At 63.0% G+C, this 21,606-nt stretch carries 18 protein-coding genes; 11 read left to right on the forward strand and 7 right to left on the reverse strand.

The window, feature by feature from the left end; translation table 11 throughout:
- The first annotated feature begins 18 nt into the window (after positions 1-18).
- The 5 genes from NKH60_RS16185 (at position 19) to NKH60_RS16205 (ending at position 5,317) form a co-directional block, all read left to right on the forward strand.
- A complete protein-coding gene (locus NKH60_RS16185; protein WP_502893735.1) occupies positions 19-1,002 on the forward strand; it encodes an ABC transporter permease in 984 nt (327 codons plus the stop codon).
- A 150-nt stretch (positions 1,003-1,152) separates the two neighbouring features.
- Complete coding sequence (locus tag NKH60_RS16190) at positions 1,153-2,091, forward strand: sugar ABC transporter substrate-binding protein (RefSeq protein ID WP_023674026.1); 939 nt, start codon at positions 1,153-1,155, stop codon at positions 2,089-2,091.
- Positions 2,092-2,124: 33 nt separating this feature from the next.
- On the forward strand, positions 2,125-3,633 hold the full coding sequence (locus tag NKH60_RS16195) for a sugar ABC transporter ATP-binding protein (RefSeq protein WP_352540145.1): 1,509 nt from the start codon (positions 2,125-2,127) through the stop codon (positions 3,631-3,633).
- Positions 3,634-3,758: 125 nt separating this feature from the next.
- Positions 3,759-4,523: an SDR family oxidoreductase gene (locus NKH60_RS16200; protein ID WP_352540146.1), complete on the forward strand. Its 765-nt coding sequence runs from the start codon at positions 3,759-3,761 to the stop codon at positions 4,521-4,523.
- An 8-nt stretch (positions 4,524-4,531) separates the two neighbouring features.
- Complete coding sequence (locus NKH60_RS16205) at positions 4,532-5,317, forward strand: SDR family oxidoreductase (RefSeq protein WP_352473405.1); 786 nt, start codon at positions 4,532-4,534, stop codon at positions 5,315-5,317.
- 56 nt (positions 5,318-5,373) lie between these two features.
- Here the strand turns inward: NKH60_RS16205 and NKH60_RS16210 are convergent, their stop codons facing one another.
- On the reverse strand, positions 5,374-6,456 hold the full coding sequence (locus NKH60_RS16210) for a D-alanine--D-alanine ligase family protein (protein WP_502904277.1): 1,083 nt from the start codon (positions 6,454-6,456) through the stop codon (positions 5,374-5,376).
- A 467-nt stretch (positions 6,457-6,923) separates the two neighbouring features.
- Between NKH60_RS16210 and NKH60_RS16215 the strand changes: the two genes are divergently transcribed.
- From NKH60_RS16215 to NKH60_RS16230, 4 genes are all read left to right on the forward strand, one after another.
- Positions 6,924-7,895 carry an ABC transporter substrate-binding protein gene (locus tag NKH60_RS16215; protein ID WP_352473408.1) on the forward strand — a complete coding sequence of 324 codons (972 nt, stop codon included), beginning with the start codon at positions 6,924-6,926 and terminating at the stop codon, positions 7,893-7,895.
- A gap of 74 nt (positions 7,896-7,969) precedes the next feature.
- Positions 7,970-9,049, forward strand: a complete 1,080-nt coding sequence (locus NKH60_RS16220) for a quaternary amine ABC transporter ATP-binding protein (protein WP_352473409.1) — start codon at positions 7,970-7,972, stop codon at positions 9,047-9,049.
- The gene (locus tag NKH60_RS16225; RefSeq protein ID WP_352612316.1) at positions 9,046-11,028 is read left to right on the forward strand and encodes an ABC transporter permease; all 1,983 of its coding nucleotides are present in this window, start codon (positions 9,046-9,048) and stop codon (positions 11,026-11,028) included. The genes NKH60_RS16220 and NKH60_RS16225 overlap by 4 nt, the downstream gene beginning before the upstream one ends.
- A gap of 158 nt (positions 11,029-11,186) precedes the next feature.
- Complete coding sequence (locus NKH60_RS16230) at positions 11,187-12,734, forward strand: autotransporter outer membrane beta-barrel domain-containing protein (RefSeq protein ID WP_352612314.1); 1,548 nt, start codon at positions 11,187-11,189, stop codon at positions 12,732-12,734.
- Positions 12,735-12,857: 123 nt separating this feature from the next.
- On the opposite strand, the gene NKH60_RS16235 is transcribed toward NKH60_RS16230, so the two are convergent.
- The 5 genes from NKH60_RS16235 to NKH60_RS16255 all read right to left on the reverse strand — a co-directional run bounded on the left by NKH60_RS16235 (position 12,858) and on the right by NKH60_RS16255 (position 17,652).
- Entirely contained in the window at positions 12,858-14,039 is a 1,182-nt protein-coding gene (locus NKH60_RS16235) for a M20 aminoacylase family protein (protein ID WP_352455185.1), read from the reverse strand.
- A 46-nt stretch (positions 14,040-14,085) separates the two neighbouring features.
- Positions 14,086-14,859 (reverse strand): amino acid ABC transporter ATP-binding protein, encoded by a 774-nt coding sequence (locus NKH60_RS16240; RefSeq protein ID WP_023674014.1) that lies wholly within the window; start codon positions 14,857-14,859, stop codon positions 14,086-14,088.
- On the reverse strand, positions 14,846-15,766 hold the full coding sequence (locus NKH60_RS16245; RefSeq protein ID WP_352612313.1) for an amino acid ABC transporter permease: 921 nt from the start codon (positions 15,764-15,766) through the stop codon (positions 14,846-14,848). Before NKH60_RS16245 ends, NKH60_RS16240 begins: the two co-directional genes overlap by 14 nt.
- Positions 15,767-15,774: 8 nt before the next feature.
- Positions 15,775-16,605, reverse strand: a complete 831-nt coding sequence (locus tag NKH60_RS16250) for an ABC transporter substrate-binding protein (RefSeq protein WP_502898545.1) — start codon at positions 16,603-16,605, stop codon at positions 15,775-15,777.
- Positions 16,606-16,677: 72 nt separating this feature from the next.
- Positions 16,678-17,652, reverse strand: coding sequence for a substrate-binding domain-containing protein (locus NKH60_RS16255; protein ID WP_352612311.1), 975 nt, complete (start codon positions 17,650-17,652; stop codon positions 16,678-16,680).
- 109 nt (positions 17,653-17,761) lie between these two features.
- Between NKH60_RS16255 and NKH60_RS16260 the strand changes: the two genes are divergently transcribed.
- Positions 17,762-19,099, forward strand: a complete 1,338-nt coding sequence (locus tag NKH60_RS16260; protein WP_352612309.1) for an aminotransferase-like domain-containing protein — start codon at positions 17,762-17,764, stop codon at positions 19,097-19,099.
- 25 nt (positions 19,100-19,124) lie between these two features.
- Here the strand turns inward: NKH60_RS16260 and NKH60_RS16265 are convergent, their stop codons facing one another.
- Entirely contained in the window at positions 19,125-20,483 is a 1,359-nt protein-coding gene (locus tag NKH60_RS16265; protein WP_352473418.1) for a trimethylamine monooxygenase, read from the reverse strand.
- Between the two features lie 259 nt (positions 20,484-20,742).
- On the opposite strand from NKH60_RS16265, the gene NKH60_RS16270 reads away from it, so the two are divergent.
- Positions 20,743-21,465 (forward strand): helix-turn-helix domain-containing protein, encoded by a 723-nt coding sequence (locus NKH60_RS16270; protein WP_352502037.1) that lies wholly within the window; start codon positions 20,743-20,745, stop codon positions 21,463-21,465.
- Positions 21,466-21,606 lie beyond the last annotated feature (141 nt).

A 21,606-nucleotide genomic window follows, 5' to 3' on the forward strand; every position in this document is an offset into this window, starting at 1 on the left:
AATTTAAAGGCAGGCGAGTTGAAGGCAGGCTCTGGCGCGCAGGCTACGGCGGGCGCAAGGTTTTCGGCTGTCTTTGCCGGAACCATGGGTCCGCTGATCGGGCTGGCGCTGCTGTGCCTGGCGCTCTCGCTGACCACCGACACCTTCCTGACCATCCGCAACATCCTAAACGTGCTCGACCAGGTCACCGTGCTCGGCATCATGGCGATCGGCATGACGCTGGTCATCCTGATCGGCGGCATCGACCTGTCCGTCGGCTCGGTGCTGGCGCTGGCTTCCATGGTGATGGGCTTCGTCGCCCATCCGGACTATCTCAATCTCGGCCTGCCCGCTGGCATCGCCGCGGCCCTCGTCGTCGCCGGTCTTTGCGGCCTGGTTTCGGGCCTGCTGGTGACGGTCACCAGGCTGCCGCCCTTCATCGCCACGTTGGCGATGATGTCGGTGGCGCGCGGCCTCGCCAACATGATCACCGACGGCTCGCAGATCGTCGGCTTTCCCGACTGGTTCACCAGCCTGTCGATAATCCGCCATTTCGGCTTCCTCTCGGTCACCGTCGGGCTGATGATCGTGCTTGCCGTCATTTTCGCGATCTTCCTGAATTATCGCGCTACCGGCCGTAGCCTGTACGCAATCGGCGGCAGCGCCGAAGTCGCCCGGCTGTCCGGCATACCAGTCAAGTCGCTGACAAACTGGGTCTATGCGATCTGCGCCGTGCTGGCCGGTCTCGCAGGCATCGTGCTTGCCGCCCGGCTCGACTCCGTCCAGCCGAGCTCCGGCCTTGGCTACGAACTCGACACCATCGCGGCGGTGGTGATCGGCGGCGCCAGCCTGTCGGGCGGCGTCGGTTCGATCGGCGGCACAGCCATCGGCGTCCTCATCATCGGCGTGCTGCGCAACGGGCTGAACCTGCTCGGTGTCTCGCCCTTCATCCAGCAAGTGGTTATCGGCGTGGTGATCGCACTGGCGGTGGCCACCGACACGTGGCGGCGCCGAGCACAATGAAGAATGGAGCACAATGAAGAATTGGGCTCAATGAGATTCGCCCCGATATTCGGGCGAAAACGGATCGGTGATCCGAAACTGGGAGTTGTTCGGCCAAGGGGCGCCGCGATGCGCGGGCAGGACAGATTGAACATCAACGGAGGAATAAACATGCTGACCAAACGTTCATTGCTGCTTGCCGCCGCGGCCGTCATCCCGCTGCTTGGCCTGTCCGACATGGCCTCGGCCAAGGAGGCCAAAAAGCTCGGCCTCGCCGTCGCCAATCTGCAGGCCGACTTCTTCAACCAGATCAAGCAGTCCGTCGAAGCCTACGGCAAGGAAAAGGGCATCGAGGTCGTTACCGTCGACGCCAAGGGCGATTCGGCGACCCAGGTCAGCCAGGTGCAGGACCTGATCACGCAGAACATCGATGCGCTGATCTATATTCCAGCCGGCGCCACCGCCGCCACCGTGCCGACCAAGACCGCCAAGGCTGCCGGCATCCCAGTCGTCAATGTCGACCGCAACGCCGACGGCGCGCCCGGCGATACCTTCATCGCAACCAACAGCGTGGCATCGGCCAAGGCGGTTTGCGACTACATCGCCAAGCAGGCCGGCGGCAAGGGCGAGCTGATCATCATCCACGGCCAGAAGGGCACGACGCCCGAAGTCGACCGCTCGAAGGGCTGCGGCGAAGCGCTGAAAGGCTATCCCGACATCAAGGTTGTCGGAGAATTGTGGAGCGAAGGCTGGCACCAGGACGAAGGTTTCAAGCTGACGCAGGATCTGTTGCAGTCGCACCCCGACGTGTCGATCGTCATCGGCCAGGCCGACGCGCTGGCGCTCGGTGCGGCGCAGGCCGTCAAGGTCGCCAATCCCGGCCACAAGGTCTGGGTTGCCGGCTTCGACGGCGACGTGGCGGCGCTCAAGGCACTGAAGGACGGCGTCTTCGACGTGACCGCGACGCAGCAGACCCAGGGCATGGGCCGGCTCGCCGTCGATGCAGCAATCAAGCTGGTGGCCGGCGAGACCATTCCCGCCGAACAGCTGCAGGATGCGACGCTGACCACCAAGGACAATGTCGAGCAGTTCATCGCCAAGCATCCCTGATTGAGACCAGTCCGGCAATCGACGAGCGCAACGATGTCCACCGATCCTCGCCACACGCACAGCCCCCATAACGGGCTCGTCGTCAGCGGCCTCTGCAAAAGCTACGGGCCGGTGCAGGTCCTGGCCGATGCGAGCTTCGAGGTGCAGCCGGGCGAGGTCGTGGCGCTGCTTGGCGAAAACGGCGCCGGCAAGTCGACTGTCTCGAACATCATCGCCGGGTCGACGAAACCCGATGCCGGCACCATCACCTGGCGGGGGAACGCTTATTCCCCCGCCAATCCTGCCGCGGCGATCGACGCCGGCATCGGCATGATCCACCAGGAGCTGAAGCTCTTGCCCGATCTGTCGGTCGCCGAAAACGTCTATGTCGGGCGCCTGCCGATGCGTGGCGGCCGCATCGACCGCGCGGCAATGAATGCACGGGCATCGGCCCAGTTGAAGCGCCTCGGCCTCGATGTCTCGCCGGAGCGCAAGGTGCGCACGCTGCGTATCGCCGCCCAGCAGCAGGTCGAGATCGCCAAGGCGCTGACGCTCAATGCCGAGCTGCTGATCTTCGACGAACCGACGGCAGCCCTTGGCGGCGAGGAAACGGAGCTCCTGTTCCAGCAGATCCGCAAGCTCAAGGCGGAAGGCATGTCCTTCATCTATATCAGCCACCGGCTGGACGAGATCGCCCAGATCGCCGATCGCGTGGTGGTGATGCGCGACGGGCGCATCGTCGCCCGGCACGAGCGCGCCGACATTCCGGTGCGCACTGTCGTCGAGCAAATGGTCGGCCGCAGCGTCGAGCGGATGTTCCCTACGGTATCGGCGCCGGGCAACGACACGCTGCTCGAGGTCGAGAACCTGTCCTCGCCGGAACGCAGCTTTCAAAATGTCAGCTTTTCAGTGCGGGCCGGCGAAATCCTCGGCATTGCCGGGCTGATCGGCGCCGGACGCACGGAGCTGGTGCGGGCGATCGCCGGTGCCGATCCGATCTCATCGGGATCGGTGCGCGTCGCCGGCAAGCCGGTGCATCTCCATGGCCCGGCGGCGGCGATCAAGGCCGGCGTCGTTCTGGTACCGGAAGACCGCAAGGCGCAAGGCGTGGTGCTCGACCAGACGATCGGCGAGAACCTGGCGATCGGCAATTTCGACCATGTCGCGCCGAATGGCTGGGTGTTCCCGAAGGCGGTGCAGAAATTCGCCGAGGCCGGCATTCGCCGGCTCGGCGTCAAGGGCCGGCCGAACCAGGCGGTCAGCAAGCTCTCCGGCGGCAACCAGCAGAAAGTGATCATCGCCAAATGGGTGTCGCGCCCGCCCAAGGTATTCATCCTGGACGAGCCGACGCGCGGCATCGACGTCGGTGCACGCGCCGCGATCTATGATGTCATCGCCGACCTTGCCCGCTCCGGCATGGCGGTGGTGGTGGTGAGCTCCGACCTCGAGGAAGTTCTCGGCCTGTCGCATCGCGTGCTGGTGCTGAGCCGCGGCCGGCAACGCGGCATTCTCGACCGCAGCGAAGCAAGCAATATCGCCGTGATGGAACTAGCCACGAGCTAGGACGCCCATCGAAACAAAGCGCAGCAGGTGGTATCCTCCCGGGCACCAGACCGCGCGGGGCGCCAGCAACAGAGTTGGCGCCCCTTTATTTCCGGAGGACGGCGGTTGGAGCAGAGGGACCGACGATGAAATTATTCGACCTTCATGGTGACGTGGCACTTGTGACAGGCGCCGGCAGCGGCATCGGGCAAGCAATCGCCATTGGGCTGGCCGAAGCCGGCGCCGACATAGCCTGCTTCGGCCACGCCTCGAAAGGCGGGCTGGAGGAGACCGCGCACCGGATCACGGCACTCGGCCGCAAGGCGCTGGTGCTGAACGGCACAGTAACTTCAGAGACCGATCTCGCGGCCGCGATAGAGCGTACGGAGATGGAACTCGGCGCGTTGACCATCGCCGTCAACAATGCCGGCGTCGCCGGAGCTGAGCCGGCAGAGACGCTGTCGCTGGAGGAATGGCAGAAGCTCTATGACGTCAATGTCAGCGGCGTGTTCCTGTCCTGCCAGGCCGAGGCCCGCGCCATGCTGACGCGGCGCAAGGGCTCGATCATCAACATCGCGTCGATGTCGGGCTCGATCGTCAATCGCGGCCTGACCCAGGCGCATTACAATTCGTCGAAGGCCGCGGTGATCCACATGTCGAAGAGCCTCGCCATGGAATGGGCCGATCGCGGCCTGCGCGTCAATGTCGTCAGCCCCGGCTACACGCTGACGCCGATGAACAAGCGGCCGGAGGTCGCCGACCAGGTCAGGATCTTTGAGCGCGACACGCCGATGGGCCGCATGGCGGCGCCGGAAGAGATGGTCGGCCCGACCGTGTTCCTGGCCAGCCGCGCCGCGAGTTTCGTCACCGGCATCGACCTGATCGTCGATGGCGGCTTTGTCTGCTGGTAGGAGAAAACATGCAGAAGCGATTCCTAGGAAAAACGGCGGTCATCACCGGCGCCAGCGGCGGCATTGGTGCGGCAATGGCCAGGCGCTTCGCGGCGGAAGGTGCCGCGGTCGTCGTCAGCGCCATCGACGCGCGCGTCGAAGAGGTCGCCGCCGATCTCAAGGCTATGGGCGCCAGGGTCGCATCGCTGCGCATGGACGTGACGAAGAAGGACGAAGTCATCGCCCTCTATGACCTGGCCGAGCAACAGTTCGGCCGCGTCGACATCTCCGTACAGAATGCCGGTGTCATCACAATCGCCAGGATAGAGGCTATGACCGAGGCCGAATGGGACAAGGTGATGGCGGTCAACACCAAGGGCGTGTTCCTGTGCTGCCAGGAGGCGATCGCGCGCATCCGCAAGCATGGCGATGGCGGCCGGCTGATCAACACCGCATCCGGCCAGGCGCGGCAGGGCTTTATCTACACGCCACATTATGCGGCGTCGAAATTCGGCGTCGTCGGCATCACCCAGAGCCTGGCCAAGGAAGTGGCGAAGGAGAAGATCACCGTCAACGCGATCTGCCCCGGGATCATCGACACCGATATGTGGGCCTATAACGACGCCGCATGGGGAAAGTTGATGGGCGAGTACAAGCCCGGCGAGCTGATGGCCGAATGGGTGAAGAACATCCCGATGGGCCGCGCCGGCAGCGGCGAGGACGTCTCCGGCCTGGTCAGCTTTCTCGCCAGCGACGATGCGGCCTACATCACCGGCCAGACCATCAATGTCGATGGCGGCCTGATCATGTCGTGAGAAACGACGCACGCCAACGCACCATCCGCTGGGATATGAAAGCCCCGTCGCTGCGTTCAGGCTGCTCGGGCGGCCCGAGCCAATCCATGCTCCACGAGCCGGTCGATGATTTCGGAATAGCTGACGCCGCTCGCCGCCATTGCCTTGGAATACATGCTGATATCGGTGAAGCCGGGGATGGTGTTGATTTCATTGACCAGGAATTGCATGTCCGGCGTCAGGAAAAAGTCGACGCGGGCCATCCCGTCACAGCCGACGGCTCTGAAAGCCCTTGCGGCCACGGCCCGCATGGCTGCCTCGACCTCCGGCGGCAGTTCGGCCGGCACTGTTAGCGCCGCGCCGTTCTCGTCGATGTATTTGGCATCGTAGCTATAGAAATCGTGGCTTTCAGCCGGCACGATCTCGCCCGGCCGCGAGACGAACAGGTCGCCTGCCGGATACTCCAGCACGCTACACTCGATCTCGCGCCCACGAACGAATTCCTCGGCCAACAGCTTGCAATCGTGCCGGAAGGCTTCAGCAAGCGCTCCATCGAATTCCTGGCTGGCATGGACTTTTCCGACGCCGACAGACGATCCCTGACGCGCCGGTTTGATGAAGAACGGCAGGCCGAGCTCGCCTTCCAGTGTGGCGAGGGCGGGCGCCGCACCTTCATGGATCGTCACTGAGCGCGCGATTGGCAGCCCCGCCGCTTCCAGGAGCCGTTTGGCGATGTCCTTGTCCAGCGCGGTTGCCGAACCCAGGATGCCGCAGCCGGCGAGCGGCACCCGAGCCACCTCGGCCACCCCCTGTACCGAGCCGTCTTCGCCATGAGGGCCGTGCAGTACGGGAAACAGGATGTCGATCTTCGGCAGGTCATAGGGCGTGCCGTCGGCCGGGATCGCCATCATCCGTCCGTGCCCGCCCGGAACCAGGCAAACTTCCAAACCGCCCGCAGGCTTTGCGAGCGTACCATCCTGGAAGCTGCTCAGCAGCCACTGTCCTTCGCGCGTGACGAAGATTGGGACGGCATCGTATTTGGCGGGCAGCAGCGCACGCATGACATTGGTTGCTGAAAGCGCCGAAACGTCATGCTCGGCGGAACGTCCGCCAAAGAGCACGGCGATGCGCAGTCTGTTCAAGGAAGAGGTCTGCTGCATTGTATCGGTACCCTATCTTGCGGCTCGCATACGGGATGATCGGCAACCTTGGCTTTTTTCGAACCGATCTGCGGGTCCATGTAAAAAGACGGGCCGTGAAATTGGCACCGGCGTTATTCGTTGCGCGACATGACCGTTGGTATATATAATTTCATCTCATGAAAGTGGCTCTGGGCGAGTTGCGGAGCCAACAGCCGAGATCATGGGACTTTGATGGTTTGCCCCTCAAGACCGGCGATCGATCCGTGGATGACTGCTTTGGCAGCAATCCTTCGGCAGTCATGACGCGGCCGGTCCCGCCACATCTTCACCAATTTGGGCACCACCCCGTTTGCGCCGGCATCCGCTTCGGCAGCATTGTGGCGCCTACGGCCTTGCGCAACGACCAGCTTTTCCAACACAATCAAAAAAAGACGCAAGAAGGGAACTAACGATAATTTCCACCAGAGCTTGACAGGAGAACAAGCATGTCACTTCGGAGCATGATTTCGAATTTCTCAATGGGAGCCTTAACACTTGCCGCAGCCGCACTGACATCTTCGGCCTATGCGGCGGCGCCGGAATCCAACGACCCGATCAAGATCGCGCTGTTCGATTGGACCAGCGTCAATCTGAACGCCAAGATCCTCGGCGGCATCCTCGAAAAGCTCGGCTATACCGTCGAGTATCCGACCGCCGACTATCTCTCCAGCCTGACCACCGGCCTGACCAATGGCGACATCGATGTCGGCCTGGAATTCTGGGACACGACGGCCGGCGAGGCGATGAAGGCCTCGGACGCGACGGGCCAGACCGAACGCCTCGGCAAGCTCGGACCAAAGGCCAAGGAAGAATGGTGGTTTCCCGAATATATGAAAGAGAAATGCCCCGGCCTGCCGAACTGGGAAGCGCTGAAAGACCCGAAATGCGCCGAGGCCTTCTCGACGGCCGAAACCGCGCCGAAGGGGCGTTATCTCGGCGGACCCGTGACATGGGAAGGTTTTGACGACGAACGCGTCGAGGCGCTGAAACTGCCCTTCACCGTCATCCATGCCGGCACCGACGCGGCGATGTTCGCCGAACTGGACTCGGCCTATCAGCGCAAGGCGCCGATCATGCTGTGGATCTATTCGCCGCATTGGGCGCCGGCCAAATACAAGGGCGAATGGGTCGAATTCCCCGACTATACGACCGAGTGCTACACCGACCCGAAATGGGGTGTGAACCCCGACGCGAAATATGACTGCGGCAAGCCGCACGGCGAGATCTGGAAATATTCCTGGGCCGGCATGAAGGACAAATGGCCGGTCGCCTACAAGGTCGCGAAAAACTACACGGTCGATACCGACGAGCTCAACAAGATGAGCGGCGAGATCGATCTCGAAGGCAAGACGCCGGAAGACGTCGCCGCCGCCTGGATCGCCGCCCACGAAGCCGACTGGAAAGCCTGGGCCGAGTGACCGTCTGACTGGAAACGCGACGACCCGGCCAGTCAGGGCCGGGTCTCGATCCCCTATTCCAGAAGGACGATTGCATGAGCGATACGATTGAACAGGCGGTGAAAGCAACGGGCAAGGATGCCCGCCCGATAAAGCTTGGCTGTCGCAATGTCTGGAAGCTGTTCGGGGCGGACGCGGCCAATTTCATCCGCCGGCGCGACGGCAAGGCCAGCCTGGCGGACATCGCCGCGGCCGGACTGGTTGGCGCGGTGCGCGCCGTCGATCTCGAAATCCGCCAGGGCGAGATCTTCATCATCATGGGACTTTCGGGGTCAGGCAAGTCGACGCTGGTGCGCTGCATGTCACGGCTGATCGAGCCGACCCACGGCAAGGTCGAGTTTGAAGGCAAGGACCTGCTCAAGATTTCCGATGCCGCGCTGATCGAGCTGCGACGCCATCGCATGGGCATGGTGTTCCAGAATTTTGCCTTGCTGCCGCATCTCAACGTACTGGAGAACATCGCCTTTCCCTTGGGCATCCAGGGGCAGGACCGGCCGACGCGCGAGAAGCGGGCCCGTGAAGTCATCGAGCTGGTTGGCTTGCGCGGCCGCGAGCATTTCTATCCGCGCGAGCTTTCCGGCGGACAGCAGCAGCGTGTCGGCATCGCCCGCAGCCTCGCCACGAAGCCGGAAATCTGGTTCCTCGACGAGCCGTTCTCGGCTCTCGATCCGCTGATCCGCCGTGAGATGCAGGACGAGCTGATGCGGCTGCAGACCATGCTGCACAAGACCATCGTCTTCATCACCCATGATTTCGACGAGGCCATCCGGCTGGCCGACCGGATCGCCATCATGAAGGACGGCGAGGTCATCCAGATCGGCACGCCGGAAGAGCTGGTGGTCAACCCGGCGACCGACTATGTCGCCGAATTCACCCGCGATGTCGATCGCGCCAAGGTGATCTCGGCGCGCCGCCTGATGCGCGCCTGCGACGGCGCCGAGTACGGCGGCACGGTCGCGCCGGATGCCAAGATATCAAGTTTTTCGGCAGATATCGTCTCTGCCGGCAAGCCCTTCGCGGTGGTCAACGGCACCGGCAAGCCGATCGGCGAAGTCACGCCGCAGGCGGTGATCGATCTTCTCGCCGGCATCGAGCGTCGTGGGGCCGGCGGATGACCGTCACGGCAAGCGCCAGCGCAGCGAGGCCCCGGCCGGTTCAAACCTGGCTGGCGATCTGGGCCTGTGCGCTCGCCGCCGTGCTTATTGTCTTCCTGCTGCAGGAAAGCCTGCCTTGGGCGGTCAATTACCCGGCCGGCGCGATCGTTCCTGTCGCTGACTGGGTCGGTGCGCTGATGAACTGGGTGAAGTCGAACTTCTCCTGGCTGACCCGCTCGATCACCGCGGTGCTTGGCGTGCCGCTCGATTTCGCGCTCGGTCTTCTGGCCAAGAATTTCAAGATCGGCCATGGTGCGGATATGATCGTCTTGCCGCGCCTGTCCTGGGTCGGCGTGTGCGCTGCCGCCTACCTTGCCGGACGCGCCGCCGGCGGCTGGAAGCTGGGTGCGCTGGCCGGCGGCTGTTTTCTCTACATCGCGCTGTTCGGGCAGTGGACCAGCGCCATGCTGACGCTGGGCTTGATCTCGATCGCCGTGCCGTTTTGCATTGTCACCGGGCTGTTCGCCGGCATCTGGGCATGGCGCAAGCCTTGGGCGGAGAGGTTGTTGATCTCCCCTGCCCTCGATCTGATGCAGACGATCCCGACCTTCGCCTATCTGATCCCGATGCTGCTTCTGTTCGGCAACAGCCCGGTCTCGGCAATGATCGCGACGGCAATTTTCGCGACGCCGCCAATGGTGCGGGCGACGATGCTCGGCCTGTCGCGGGTGCCGTCGGAGATCGACGATTTCAGCGAGATGGCCGGCTGCACGGCACGGCAGAAGCTGTGGCGGGTGCTGTTGCCGTCGGCGCGGCCGACATTGATGGTCGGCGTCAACCAGGTCATCATGCTGGCGCTCAATATGGTGATCATCGCCTCGATGATCGGTGCCGGTGGGCTCGGCTATGACGTGCTTTTGGCGTTGCGCGCGCTCAAGGTCGGCGAGGCGATGGAAGCTGGCCTCGCGATCGTCGCACTGGCAATTGCACTCGACCGGCTGAGCCAGGCGATCGCGCACAATCACGCCAAGGGCAATGTCCGCCACCAGGCCAGCACCAGTTTCTGGCGGCGCTATCCCAATCTGACGCTGGCCGTTGCCATCCTCGCCGTCGCCACGCTGCTCGGCCTGTTCGTGCCGGCGTTCGCCACGGTGCCGAAGGCGATCACCTTCACCACCGCGCCTTTGTGGAAGGCGGCGGTGAACTGGATCACCATCAACTTCTTCGACACGATCGAAGCGTTCCGCGTGGCGCTTATCCTCAACGTGCTGAACCCGGTGCGCGCCTTCTGCGAGGGCTTTCCGTGGCTGGGCGCGGTGTGTCTCCTCGGCCTTGCCGGCTACCAGCTCGGCGGCTTGCGCCTCGCCGCCCTGGTCGCGGCTTTGACAGCGTTCTGCGCCGTCACCGGACTTTGGGAAAAGACCATGGCGACGGTCTATTTGTGCGGCATCTCCGCCTTTATCGCCTGCCTGATCGGCATCCCGATCGGGCTGATGGCATCGCGCAGCGACCGCTTCGAAAAGACCGTCACGCCGGTCATCGACACGCTGCAGGTGCTGCCGTCGTTCTGCTTCATCATTCCGGTGGTGATGCTGTTCAGGGTCGGCGACGTCACCGCGATGATCGCCACCGTCGCGTTCGCCGTGGTGCCGGCGATCCGCTACACCAATCACGGGATCCGGCAGGTGCCGCCGGCGCTGATCGAGGCGGCGAAGGTTTCGGGCTGCACCAGGCGCCAGACCTTCTTTCGCGTGCAGCTGCCGCTGGCGTTGCCCGAGATCATGCTCGGCGTCAACCAGACCATCCTGATGGCGCTGGCGATGATCATCATCTGCGCCATGGTCGGCACGCGCGATCTCGGCCAGGAGGTGTTCATCGCCCTGTCCAAGGCCGATTCCGGTCGCGGCATCGTCGCCGGCCTAGCCATCGCCTTCATCGGCATCGTCGCAGACCGGCTGTTCAACGCCTGGACGGCGAAGGCTCGGGCAAGGCTGGGATAGTCCGGAATAGGACGGCCTCAGGAAGCTGCCGCCAAGCGCGCCGTTAACGAGGCACCGATCCCTACGTCTAAAGACATAGCCATTCGGGATTATTGCTCGTTTTTGCCTCACATCGTACGGCTGTTATGGGACGGGCAGGCTCAACAGGAGAGCGGATAATGTCTACACGCGTTCCCTTTACTACCGGTGATCTAGCAGATCATCAGTGGGGTATCGATGACGCCTTCACAGGCGATCCGAATACGAATATCTTGACCGGCGACGCTGGCGGCAGCCTGCTCGATTTCTCAAGAGGCGGCAACGACACTTTTACGGAAACCGCACCGTCGACTTACACCTTCTACGGCGACGCGGCTCGGAGCTTGTTCAATTTTGCTCGGGGCGGTGACGACACCTTCACGGTGTCGAGCTCCTCCACCACCACTGCTTACGGTGACGCGGGCGACGATATGTCGGACCACAGCAAGGGCGGCAACGACACTTTCACGGGCGCCGCGCAAGCCAGCAACATTTTCTTCGGCGACGCCGGCGGCAACATGATCGGCCATGCTCAGGGCGGCGACGACCGTTTCACGGCCTTTCCCAACTCCTTCAACACTTTCTACGGTGACGCCGGCGTCGATATGTCCGACCACAGCAAGGGTGGCAATGACACCTTCGAGGGCACCAGCGTGGCCGTCAACATTTTCTTTGGCGACGCCGGGAACAACATGTCTGGCCATGCTCAAGGTGGCGACGACCGTTTCACGGCCAGGAGCGACTCCAGCAACGCTTTCTACGGGGACACCAGCGGCGATATGTCGGACTACAGCAAGGGCGGCAACGACACTTTCAATGGCGCTAGTGACGCCAACACTATTTTCTACGGTGATGCCGGTCGCAGCATGTCTGGCCATGCTCAGGGTGGCGACGACCATTACACAGACTTTGGTGGCACGATTCAGACCAAAACCTTCTTTGGCGACGCGAGCCTACATATGTCCGACTTTGCTAAGGGCGGCGACGACACCTTCACGAGCGTGGGTGGGTTCGTGATAAGTTTCTATGGTGACGCGGCCGGCATCATGTCCGACTCTGCTAGCGGGGGCGATGACGTGGCCGTGCTGCAAGGCACCCATAATTTCGCCTATGGCGACGCTGGCGCGATGGCCGGCAATGCTGTGGGCGGCAATGATATCCTAACCGGCGGCAATAAGAGCTCTGGTCCTGATGTTCAAAGCGAGTTGTATGGCGACACATTCGCTATGTCCGGGTCCGCCGCGGGCGGCAACGATATTCTTACCGGTGGCCTCAACAGCGGAAGCGGCCAGGTCCGTAATTTCCTGTGCGGCGACGCTCTGCAGATGTCCGGTTCGGCCAGGGGCGGAAACGATACCCTGTACGCCGGGACCGCGGCACCCGGCTGCACCGTCATCAACGACATGTGGGGTGACGGGCAACTGAGCGAACTGGCTCAGGGCGGCAGAGATCAATTCATATTCAAGGACGATGGTTCAATGACGGTCGGAACCCAAAACACCATCTACGATTTCAGCCAGACCCAAGACGACACCATTGTATTTAGTGGCGTGGAGGGCGTGCAATCGTTCGATGATCTCACAATTGCGCAAAGTGGAACCGACATCATCATTACCGCAGGAGTCGATCAAGTTACTCTCGCAAACTTTACAAGCCCGCTGACGACGAGTGACTTTTTGTTTGTCTGAAAGCGAAGCTCTTATCGCATTCGAAGAGGGGGAATGCGTGAGAATTCGTTGAGCATCGTCGCGCGGCCGGTCGCCCCAATAATGCTCGACCGGCCGATCGACAATCCCAGCCGCAGTCATGGATCAGGCGGCCAGGAATCTCTCGGTCAAACGAGCCCAGAGCGCTGCGCCGACGGTCAGATTGCCGTCGTTGAAATCATATTTCGAGCTGTGCAGGATGGCTGAATCCTCGCCGTTTCCGAGGCGCAGAAAGCAACCGGGTTTGTGTTCGAGGAAATAAGAAAAGTCTTCGCTGCCGGGGATCAACGGGCAGACGGACACCTTGTCCTGACCGACGAGTTCGACAGCGATGTCTGTCGCAAAGGACGTCTCGCGCTCGGAATTGACCACCACCGGGTAGCCGCGCTCGTAATCGATCTCGACCGTTGCGCCATGCGCCTGCGCCACAAGTGCTGCGATATTGCGAATACGCTGCTCGAGCGTGTCGCGGATCTCGGCCGAGAAGGAGCGGACGCTCAACGTGATTTCGGCGTGTTCCGGAATGACGTTGGAGGCCGTGCCTCCGTGAATCGTGCCGACGGTGACGACAGCGGTCTCGATCGGGTTGACGTTGCGCGACACAACCGTCTGCAGGGTCATGACGATGTTGGCGGCAGCGACGATCGGGTCGACCGTCAGGTGCGGACGCGAAGCGTGGCCGCCACGCCCGGCGATCCTGATGGTGACGGTATCGCTCGCCGCCATCAGCGGCCCGGCGCGCATCAGGAACGAACCCGTCGGCGCGCCCGGGTGGTTGTGCAGCCCGAATATCGCATCGCAGGGAAAGCGCTCGAACAGGCCGTCGGCGATCATCGCCTGCGCCCCGCTTCCCTTGCCGGCTTCCTCGGCCGGCTGGAAGATGAGGTTCACCGTGCCGTTGAAATGCCGTGTGCGCGCCAGGTATTCGGCGGCGCCGAGCAGCATCGTAGTGTGGCCGTCATGACCGCAGGCGTGCATCTTGCCGCTGGCCTGGCTGGCATAAGGGAGATTGGTAGCTTCGGTGATCGGCAGGGCGTCCATGTCGGCACGGATGGCGATGCTGCGGCCGCTGCCCTGGCGCAGGCGACCGACGACGCCGAGCCCGCCGACATTTCGCGTCACCTCATAGCCCCAGCTTTCGAGCCGTTCGGCAACGTATGCAGCCGTTTCGTGCTCCTGGAATGAAAGCTCGGGATGCGCGTGCAGGTGCTGGCGGGCCGCTGCAAGCTCGGCGGCCTTGTCGGCGAAGTCGGAAATGTCGGCGAACTGGTTGGAGGTCTTTGGCATGGGAGGTCCTTTGCCGGCCGAGCAGGTGCCGCGCCGGCTTTGCTTTTTAGATGAAACGGCTTAAGAAAGCCCGCGTGCGCGGGTGCCTGGGTTTAGCGAGAACCTCGTCCGGAGGCCCGGCCTCGATCACATTACCGTCGTCCATGAACACCACCCGATCCGCCGCTTCGCGGGCGAAGCCGATCTCATGCGTGACCACGATCATGGTCAAGCCCTGCCTGGCGAGATCGCGCATGGTGGCGAGCACCTCGCCGACCAGCTCCGGATCGAGCGCCGAGGTCGGCTCGTCGAAGAGCATCAATTTCGGGCGGATGGCGAGCGCACGGGCGATGGCGACGCGCTGCTGCTGGCCGCCTGAAAGCTGGCGCGGATAGGCGTCGATCTTGTCGGCAAGACCGACACGGGTCAGCAGTTCGCGGGCGTAGCCGATCGCCTCCTTGCGGTTCTCTCGGTGAACGCCGACCGGAGCCTCGATGACGTTCTGCAGGGTCGTCATGTGCGGATAGAGATTGAACTGCTGGAACACCATGCCGATCTTGCGCCGCTGCGCGGCGATCGCGCGGTCGGAAAGTTTGTCGAGGCGGCCGTCGTGCAACCGGTAACCGATCTGCTCGCCGTCCACCTCGATCGACCCCTGGTCGATCGCCTCGAGATGATTGATGCATCGCAGGAAGGTCGACTTTCCGGAGCCGGACGGTCCGAGAATGACCACCACCTCGCCAGGCGCGACGTCCAGATCAATGCCCTTCAGCACCTCGAGCGGGCCGAAGGCCTTGTGAACGTTGCGCGCCCGGACCAGGGGCGTGTCATGCGCGCTCATTGGCGGCCTCCAGGGTGGCGGTCGCCGTCTTCTCGCGCGCACCGCGATCGCCGCGGCTGTAGTGGCGTTCGATCGCGCCTTGCGCGACATTGAGGACCGAGGTGATCAGCAGGTACCACAGCACTGCAACCATCAGCAGCGGAATGATTTCGAAGGTGCGGTTGTAGATCGACTGCACCGAGTAGAGCAGGTCGGCCATGGCGATGACGCTGACAAGCGACGTTGCCTTGATCATGCTGATCAGCTGATTGCCGGTCGGCGGCACGATCGACCGCATCGCCTGCGGGATGATGATGCGCCGCAAGGCCCGCGCGCGGGTCATGCCGAAGGCTTCAGCCGTTTCGGCCTGTCCCTTGTCCACCGACAGCAGCCCGCCACGGATGATCTCGGCCATGTAGGCGGCCTCGTTCAGCGCCAGACCAAGAACGGCGGCGGTCAACGGCGTGATCAGGTCGTTGGTGTTCCAACTGGCGAAGCCGATGGAAATGCGCGGAAACAGCGTCGAAAGGTTGTACCACAGGATCAATTGCACCAGCAGCGGCGTTCCCCGGAAGAACCAGATGAACAGGCCGGAGAGAAGGGATGCCAGCCTGTCGCTCGACATGCGCGCGATGGCGAGCAGCAGGCCGAGCACGATGCCCAGGATCATTGCCACGACCGTCAGGCCGAGCGTCACCGAAAGCCCCTGCATGACCGTCGGATCGAAGAAATACTGGGCGACCACCGGCCAGCCGAAATTCGGGTTGACTGCAACGATATAGGCGAAGCCGGCTGCCACGGCGACGGTGAACGCCCAGAGCGCCAGCCGGGCGAGCGGAAACGGCCGGTGGGCTCGTTTGACGTCGCGCAGCGCGTCGTCGGGACGTCGCGGCAGCCCGGCCGCGTAGGCAGCGGTGGCATCGGTCATGGCAGCCTCTACTGGCCCTGGTTGATGCCTGGCGCATCGATCATGTTCTTCTCGAGGCCCCACTTCTTCATGACCGCGGCGTAGGTGCCGTTCTTCATCAGGATCTTGAACGCGTCGAGCAGCACGCCGCCCAGCGGCGAGCCCTTCTTGACGACGGCGCCTTGATAGATGTCCTTGAAGCCGTTGGCCTGGCCGACCCCGGCGAGTTCCAGCTGGCCCTTCGCCTGCTCGACGAAATAGGTCAGCGGCGCCTGCGAGGAGAAGAATGCGTCGGAGCGTTTCGACCGGACGGCCAGTATCGAGCTCGGCTGGTCGGTGAAGGATTGCACCTCGACGGCCGGCTTGTCGCCCTCGGTGCATTTCTGCGCCTGCTGCTTGATGACCTTCTCGGCCGAGCCACCCGACATGACGGCGATGCGCTTGCCGCACGCGGTGTCGAGCGAGGTGATGCCTTGCGGGTTGCCCTTCTCGACGGCGAAGACGACGTATTCACGCACCCAATCGATGAAGTCGTTGGATTTCTGGCGATCGGGATAGTCGCCGACAGGACCCATCGCGAACTGATAACGGCCGGCATTGATGCCGCTCAGCAAAGCCGGCAGGCCGGCGACCGAGGCATGATCGATCTCGACGCCGAGCAGCTGGCCGATGGCGTCGGAAATGTCCCTGGTCGCCCCCGACAGTTCGGTGCCGGTGACGATCTCATAGGGCGGGAACGAGCCGTTGTTGACGGCTGTGATCTTTCCCGCCGTTCGGATCTCTTCCGGCAGCCGGGCCCGCAAATCCTCGTTCACCGATTGCTTCTGGATATCCTGGGCAAAGCTGGCCTGCGCCAGCATGGTGACGAGCGAGGCGAATATGAAGCTGATTGTCCGCATGGCATTCTCCTTCGTGTTCTTCGTTGTGCGTTGTCAGGCCGCGGTGGCCCGCGATCTGGCCTCGAAAGGAAACAAGGCTTCGGCGGAAATCGGTTCCGCCAGGATGCCCTGGGCATGGAGCTCGGTGACGAAATCCTCGATCATGCGCCGGTTGGCCGGCAGGCCGCTGGCGTTCCAGGAGGCAGGCAGGTCGCGCCCCGCATGAAGCAGCTCCTCGAGGATCCAGGGCGAGGTATCGGCATATTTTCGGCGCTTTGCCGTCCAGACGCGCTGGCTTTCGTTGATCAGCCTGGCGAGTTCCTGCGGCAGCCAGGGGTGCTCCCTGGCCACTGCCGCCTTGACGGCGACCAGATGCATGCCCGGGACATAACCGACGTCGGCGAAATAGGCGCGTTCGGCCGCGCGAAAATCGCGCAGCACTTGCCGGAAGCCGGAAACCGGGCCGAAAAAGCCGTCCGGCATGAAGGGCGTGAAAACGGCGTCGAGCTCGCCTTGCGACAGCAGCTCCATCATCGGGCGCTCGCCTGGTGCTGCTTCGATGCGCCCCGGCCTGCCGAATCCGTCGAGGCGGTCGGCGATCGGGTGCTCCGATGTCAGCCTGCCGGCGAACCAATAGGCATCCTCGACGCCGACGCCTTCCCGGCGAAGCGCCGCGCGCGTCCATGTGTTGCCGGAATCGCGCCAGCCGGTCACGCCGATGCGTTTGCCGGCAAGGTCGGAAAGCCGTTCCAACGGGCTGGCCTCGACCGTTATGATGCAGCGATGGCGAAAGCCGCGCATGATGAAGCACGGTATTCCAACCACCGTATCCCTGCCGGAAGCCATGGCCGACACATAACGGCTGAACGAGACCTCCGCCGCATCGTAGTTCGGATCGGTGCCGAGATCCGGAATGAGCGTGGCGACGCGGTCAACCTTCACCGACAAGCGGCTCGAAGTGACGTCACCCAGCACCAAAGGGGTGAGATAGTCCCAATCGCGGGTGGCTATAGTGATGGAGACGGGCATCGGCATGAACTTCAAAGCTATGTTTGACCGGCGATTGGTAAATGTTTATTTTTGGCCGATCAAATGTTATTATGTTATTGAACATTAGCTTTAATGGTCGCGGGTGCCGATGGATTTCGATGCAGGATGGTTCGCCGATCGCCTTGGCGACCGCACGATGCGCGGCATCGCGCGCGAGACCAGTGCGCTGATCAGAAGCGGCGCGCTGCCTGTCGGCGCAAAGCTTCCGCCGGTGCGCGATCTGGCCTATGTGCTTGGCGTCAGCCCGGCGACGGTCTCGCAGGCGTGGAGCGAGTTGCGGCGCTACAAGATCATCGGCGGCCGCGGACGCAACGGCACCTGGATCATGGGCAACCGCTTTGCCGCCCGGCCCGAGCGCCACATGAGCGGCGGCAATTACGGACAGGATGTTCTGAACCTGGCGATCGCGGAGCCCGATGTGAGGCTCTTGCCGCCGCTCGACATCGCGCTGGCGCATGGTGCGCGCGCCGAAAAGCTCAACAGCTACGAGCGGGTGCGCATCCTGCCCGAGCTGGAGGCGGCAGTGCGCCCGTCATGGCCGTACGATCCCGGCGCGTTCCTGGCCACCAATGGCGGTTACAACGCCATCTACACCTTGCTGCATGCGCTGGTCCCGCCGGGAGCGCCGGTGGCCATCGAGAACCCGACGGCGCTTCGCCTGCTCGACATCCTCGAGGATCTCGATGTGCCGATCATCCCGGTAGACTGCGACAGCGACGGTCCCTTGCCGGATGCACTTGCCAACGCTCTGCGGCAGCGGCCCGTCGCGTTCCTGTTCCAGCCGCGCGTCCATTCGGTGACCGGCGCCTGCATGTCGTCGGCGCGGCTGGAAGTCATCGGCGACCTGCTCGCCGGCACCGACGTGCTGATTGTCGAAGATGACGGCGTCGGCGATATTGCCTCGGCGCCGCGCATTTCGCTTGGCCGGCGTTTTCCCGATCGCGTCGTCCATATCCTGTCCTATTCCAAGACCCACGGCCCGGATTTGCGGCTCGCCGTGCTGTCCGGATCGGCGACGATCGTCGAGCAGATCCAGTCCTACCGCAGCTTCAGCTCGGGATGGACCAGCCGCATCCTGCAGGCGGCCACCGCCTGGCTGCTGCAAGACCCGGCCACGGCCGCCCTGGTGGAGCAGGCGAAGGAGGTATACCGCGGCCGTCGCGAACGGCTCGCCGGCGAACTGGCCAAACGCAATGTCGATATCGACGCCGGACACGGTCTCAGCGTCCTCATTCCGGTTGCTTCGGAACCTTACGCGATGGTCACGCTGGCCGCCCACGGCATCGCGGTCCATGCCGGGGCGAAGTTTTCGACCGGAAAAACGAACGCTGTCCGCGTCGCGACCAGCATTCTGGACGAGGAGCACCTCGAGCACGTCGCAAATTCCCTGGCGCTGGCGGCCGACCCGGCGCGGGAAGTTGTCTGAGGCAAGTCAATCGCCGTTCGGACTGCTACTCCGCCGCCACGCCCTTCATCTCGAGATAGCTTTCCATCGAATCGTCCATCGCCTGCAGCCAGGGCGTATGATGCAGCGGCGCCATCGTGCCGGTCATCAGCGAGCGGTAGGCATGGTCGCGGAAGCCCATAATGTCTTGCGCCTTGTGGTGCTCCCACTCCATGAAGGTCTGATTGACAGCCTCGACATCGAAGCCGGGATAGTCGGTCTGCTCCATCAGCTCCCTGGTGTAGTCGCCCTGGAACCAGATCATCTGCTCGGCGTCTTCAAGCGTTTCCTCGCGTGCCCGCCATTTCCGGCCGTGCTCGGCCATGGCTTCGGCCGAGGGCAGATTGATGCGGCCCATGATGACGTCGCGGGCGAACCAGGCCTGCGCGTCGAACATGTTGAAGGTGTAGAACTGGTCCTGCATGCCGATATAGGACAGCTTCGGGTTTTTCTCCCAGACGACGCCCTCGTAGAGCCCGTCCGGCCACATGCGGTTGGCGGTCTTCAGCTTCAAATCCTCGGTGAGGAACGGGAAGGAATGGAGGTAGCCGGTGCACAGGATGATGGCGTCGACGTCTTTGGTGCTGCCGTCCTTGAAATGCGCCGTCTTGCCGACGACCTTCTGCAGAAGCGGCACTTCCTTCCAGTTCTCCGGCCATTTGAAGCCCATCGGCTTCGAGCGGTAGCTGGAGGTGATCGATCTGGCGCCGTATTTGTAGCATTGCGAGCCGATGTCCTCGGCTGAATAGGAGCGGCCGATTATCAAAATGTCCTTGCCCTTGAATTCCATGGCGTCGCGGAAATCGTGGCTGTGCAGGATACGGCCGTTGAAGGTCGAAAAGCCCTCGAAATAGGGAACGTTGGGCACGGAGAAATGGCCCGAGGCGACGACGACATGGTCGAACTCTTCCGAGTAGGTGACGTCGCTGGTGCGGTCATGCGCGGTGACGGTGAATTTTTTTGTCGTTTCGGAGAAGGTGACCATGCGCACCGGGCTGTTGAAGCGCACCCATTGGCGCACGCCGGATTTTTCGACGCGGCCCTTGATGTAGTCCCACAGCACGGCGCGCGGCGGATAGGAGCCGATCGGCCGGCCGAAATGCTCCTCGAAGGTGTAGTCGGCGAATTCGAGGCATTCCTTCGGGCCGTTCGACCAGAGGTAACGGTACATCGAGCCGTGCACCGGGTCGCCGTGCTCGTCGAGGCCGGTGCGCCAGGTGTAGTTCCACAGGCCGCCCCAGTCGGACTGCTTTTCGAAGCAGACGATCTCGGGAATGTCGGCGCCCTTGTCGGCAGCCGACTTGAAGGCCCTGAGCTGAGCCATGCCGGACGGCCCGGCTCCGATGACGGCAACACGATCTTTCATTGCGGGCCTCCCGATCTCATTTCCCTAACGAAACAAATTTCACTGACAGGACAGTAATTGCCCCTTCGATGCTGTCAACAGGGCTTGTCGCGAAACCGCGTTTCGCCCAGCTGGATTTCCAAGCGACGCAGTAGCTCGGGCGAAATCCAGACATTGCGCAATTCGACACGGGTGGCTTGCCGTGGCAGTTGCGCTTCTGTATCGGCACCGAATATGTTCACCGTGAGTGAAATGAATCGGCAAGGTCCGGGGTGGCAACATGGCGAAAAAAGCATCCAGTCTAAAGCCCGCTGCGGCCGTCGTCGCCGCCAAGGCCAAGCCGTCGGTCGCTGCAGTCGATCCGCGCAAGATACGCGCGCCGCTCACCCAGAACCCGCACGCCATTCGCGACACCCGCGAAAAAGTCCTGGAGGTCGCGATCGGCCGCGAGGTGCGGGCCTTCCGCAAGAAGCTCGGTATCACCGTCGCCGATCTGGCTGCCGCCACCGACATTTCGCTTGGCATGCTGTCGAAGATCGAGAACGGCATCACCTCGCCATCGCTGACCACGTTGCAGGCGCTGTCGCGGGCGCTCGGCGTTCCCGTCACCGCCTTCTTCCGCCGCTTCGAGGAAGAGCGCAGTGCCGTCTTCGTCAAGGCCGGCGAAGGCCTCGACGTCGAACGCCGCGGCACGCGCGCCGGCCACCAGTACAATCTGCTCGGCCATATCGGCTCCAACACCAGCGGCGTCGTCGTCGAACCCTATCTGATCACGCTGACCGAGGATTCCGACGTGTTCCCGACCTTCCAGCATGAAGGCATGGAATTCCTCTATATGCTCGAGGGCGAGGTGGTTTACCGGCACGGCAGCAATCTCTACCCGATGAGGCCTGGCGACAGCCTGTTCTTCGACGCCGATGCGCCGCACGGACCGGAAGTGCTGAGCGTCCTGCCGATGCGGTATTTGTCGATCATCTGTTATCCGCAGAGCAGCGCGGGGTGAGCCGGAGATGAGGGCGCGCAAGCAATCCTGGATCGCTGCACTCCACGGCCACGGTAACGGCATGATGGGGTGGACGGCGCCCGACGGCATCGGATGTGCCAGAATGAGTTCGTTGAGATCTCAAACAAGGGAGCCGTCCGT

Source organism: Mesorhizobium sp. M1006 (assembly GCF_040318825.1).
GTDB lineage: Bacteria > Pseudomonadota > Alphaproteobacteria > Rhizobiales > Rhizobiaceae > Mesorhizobium.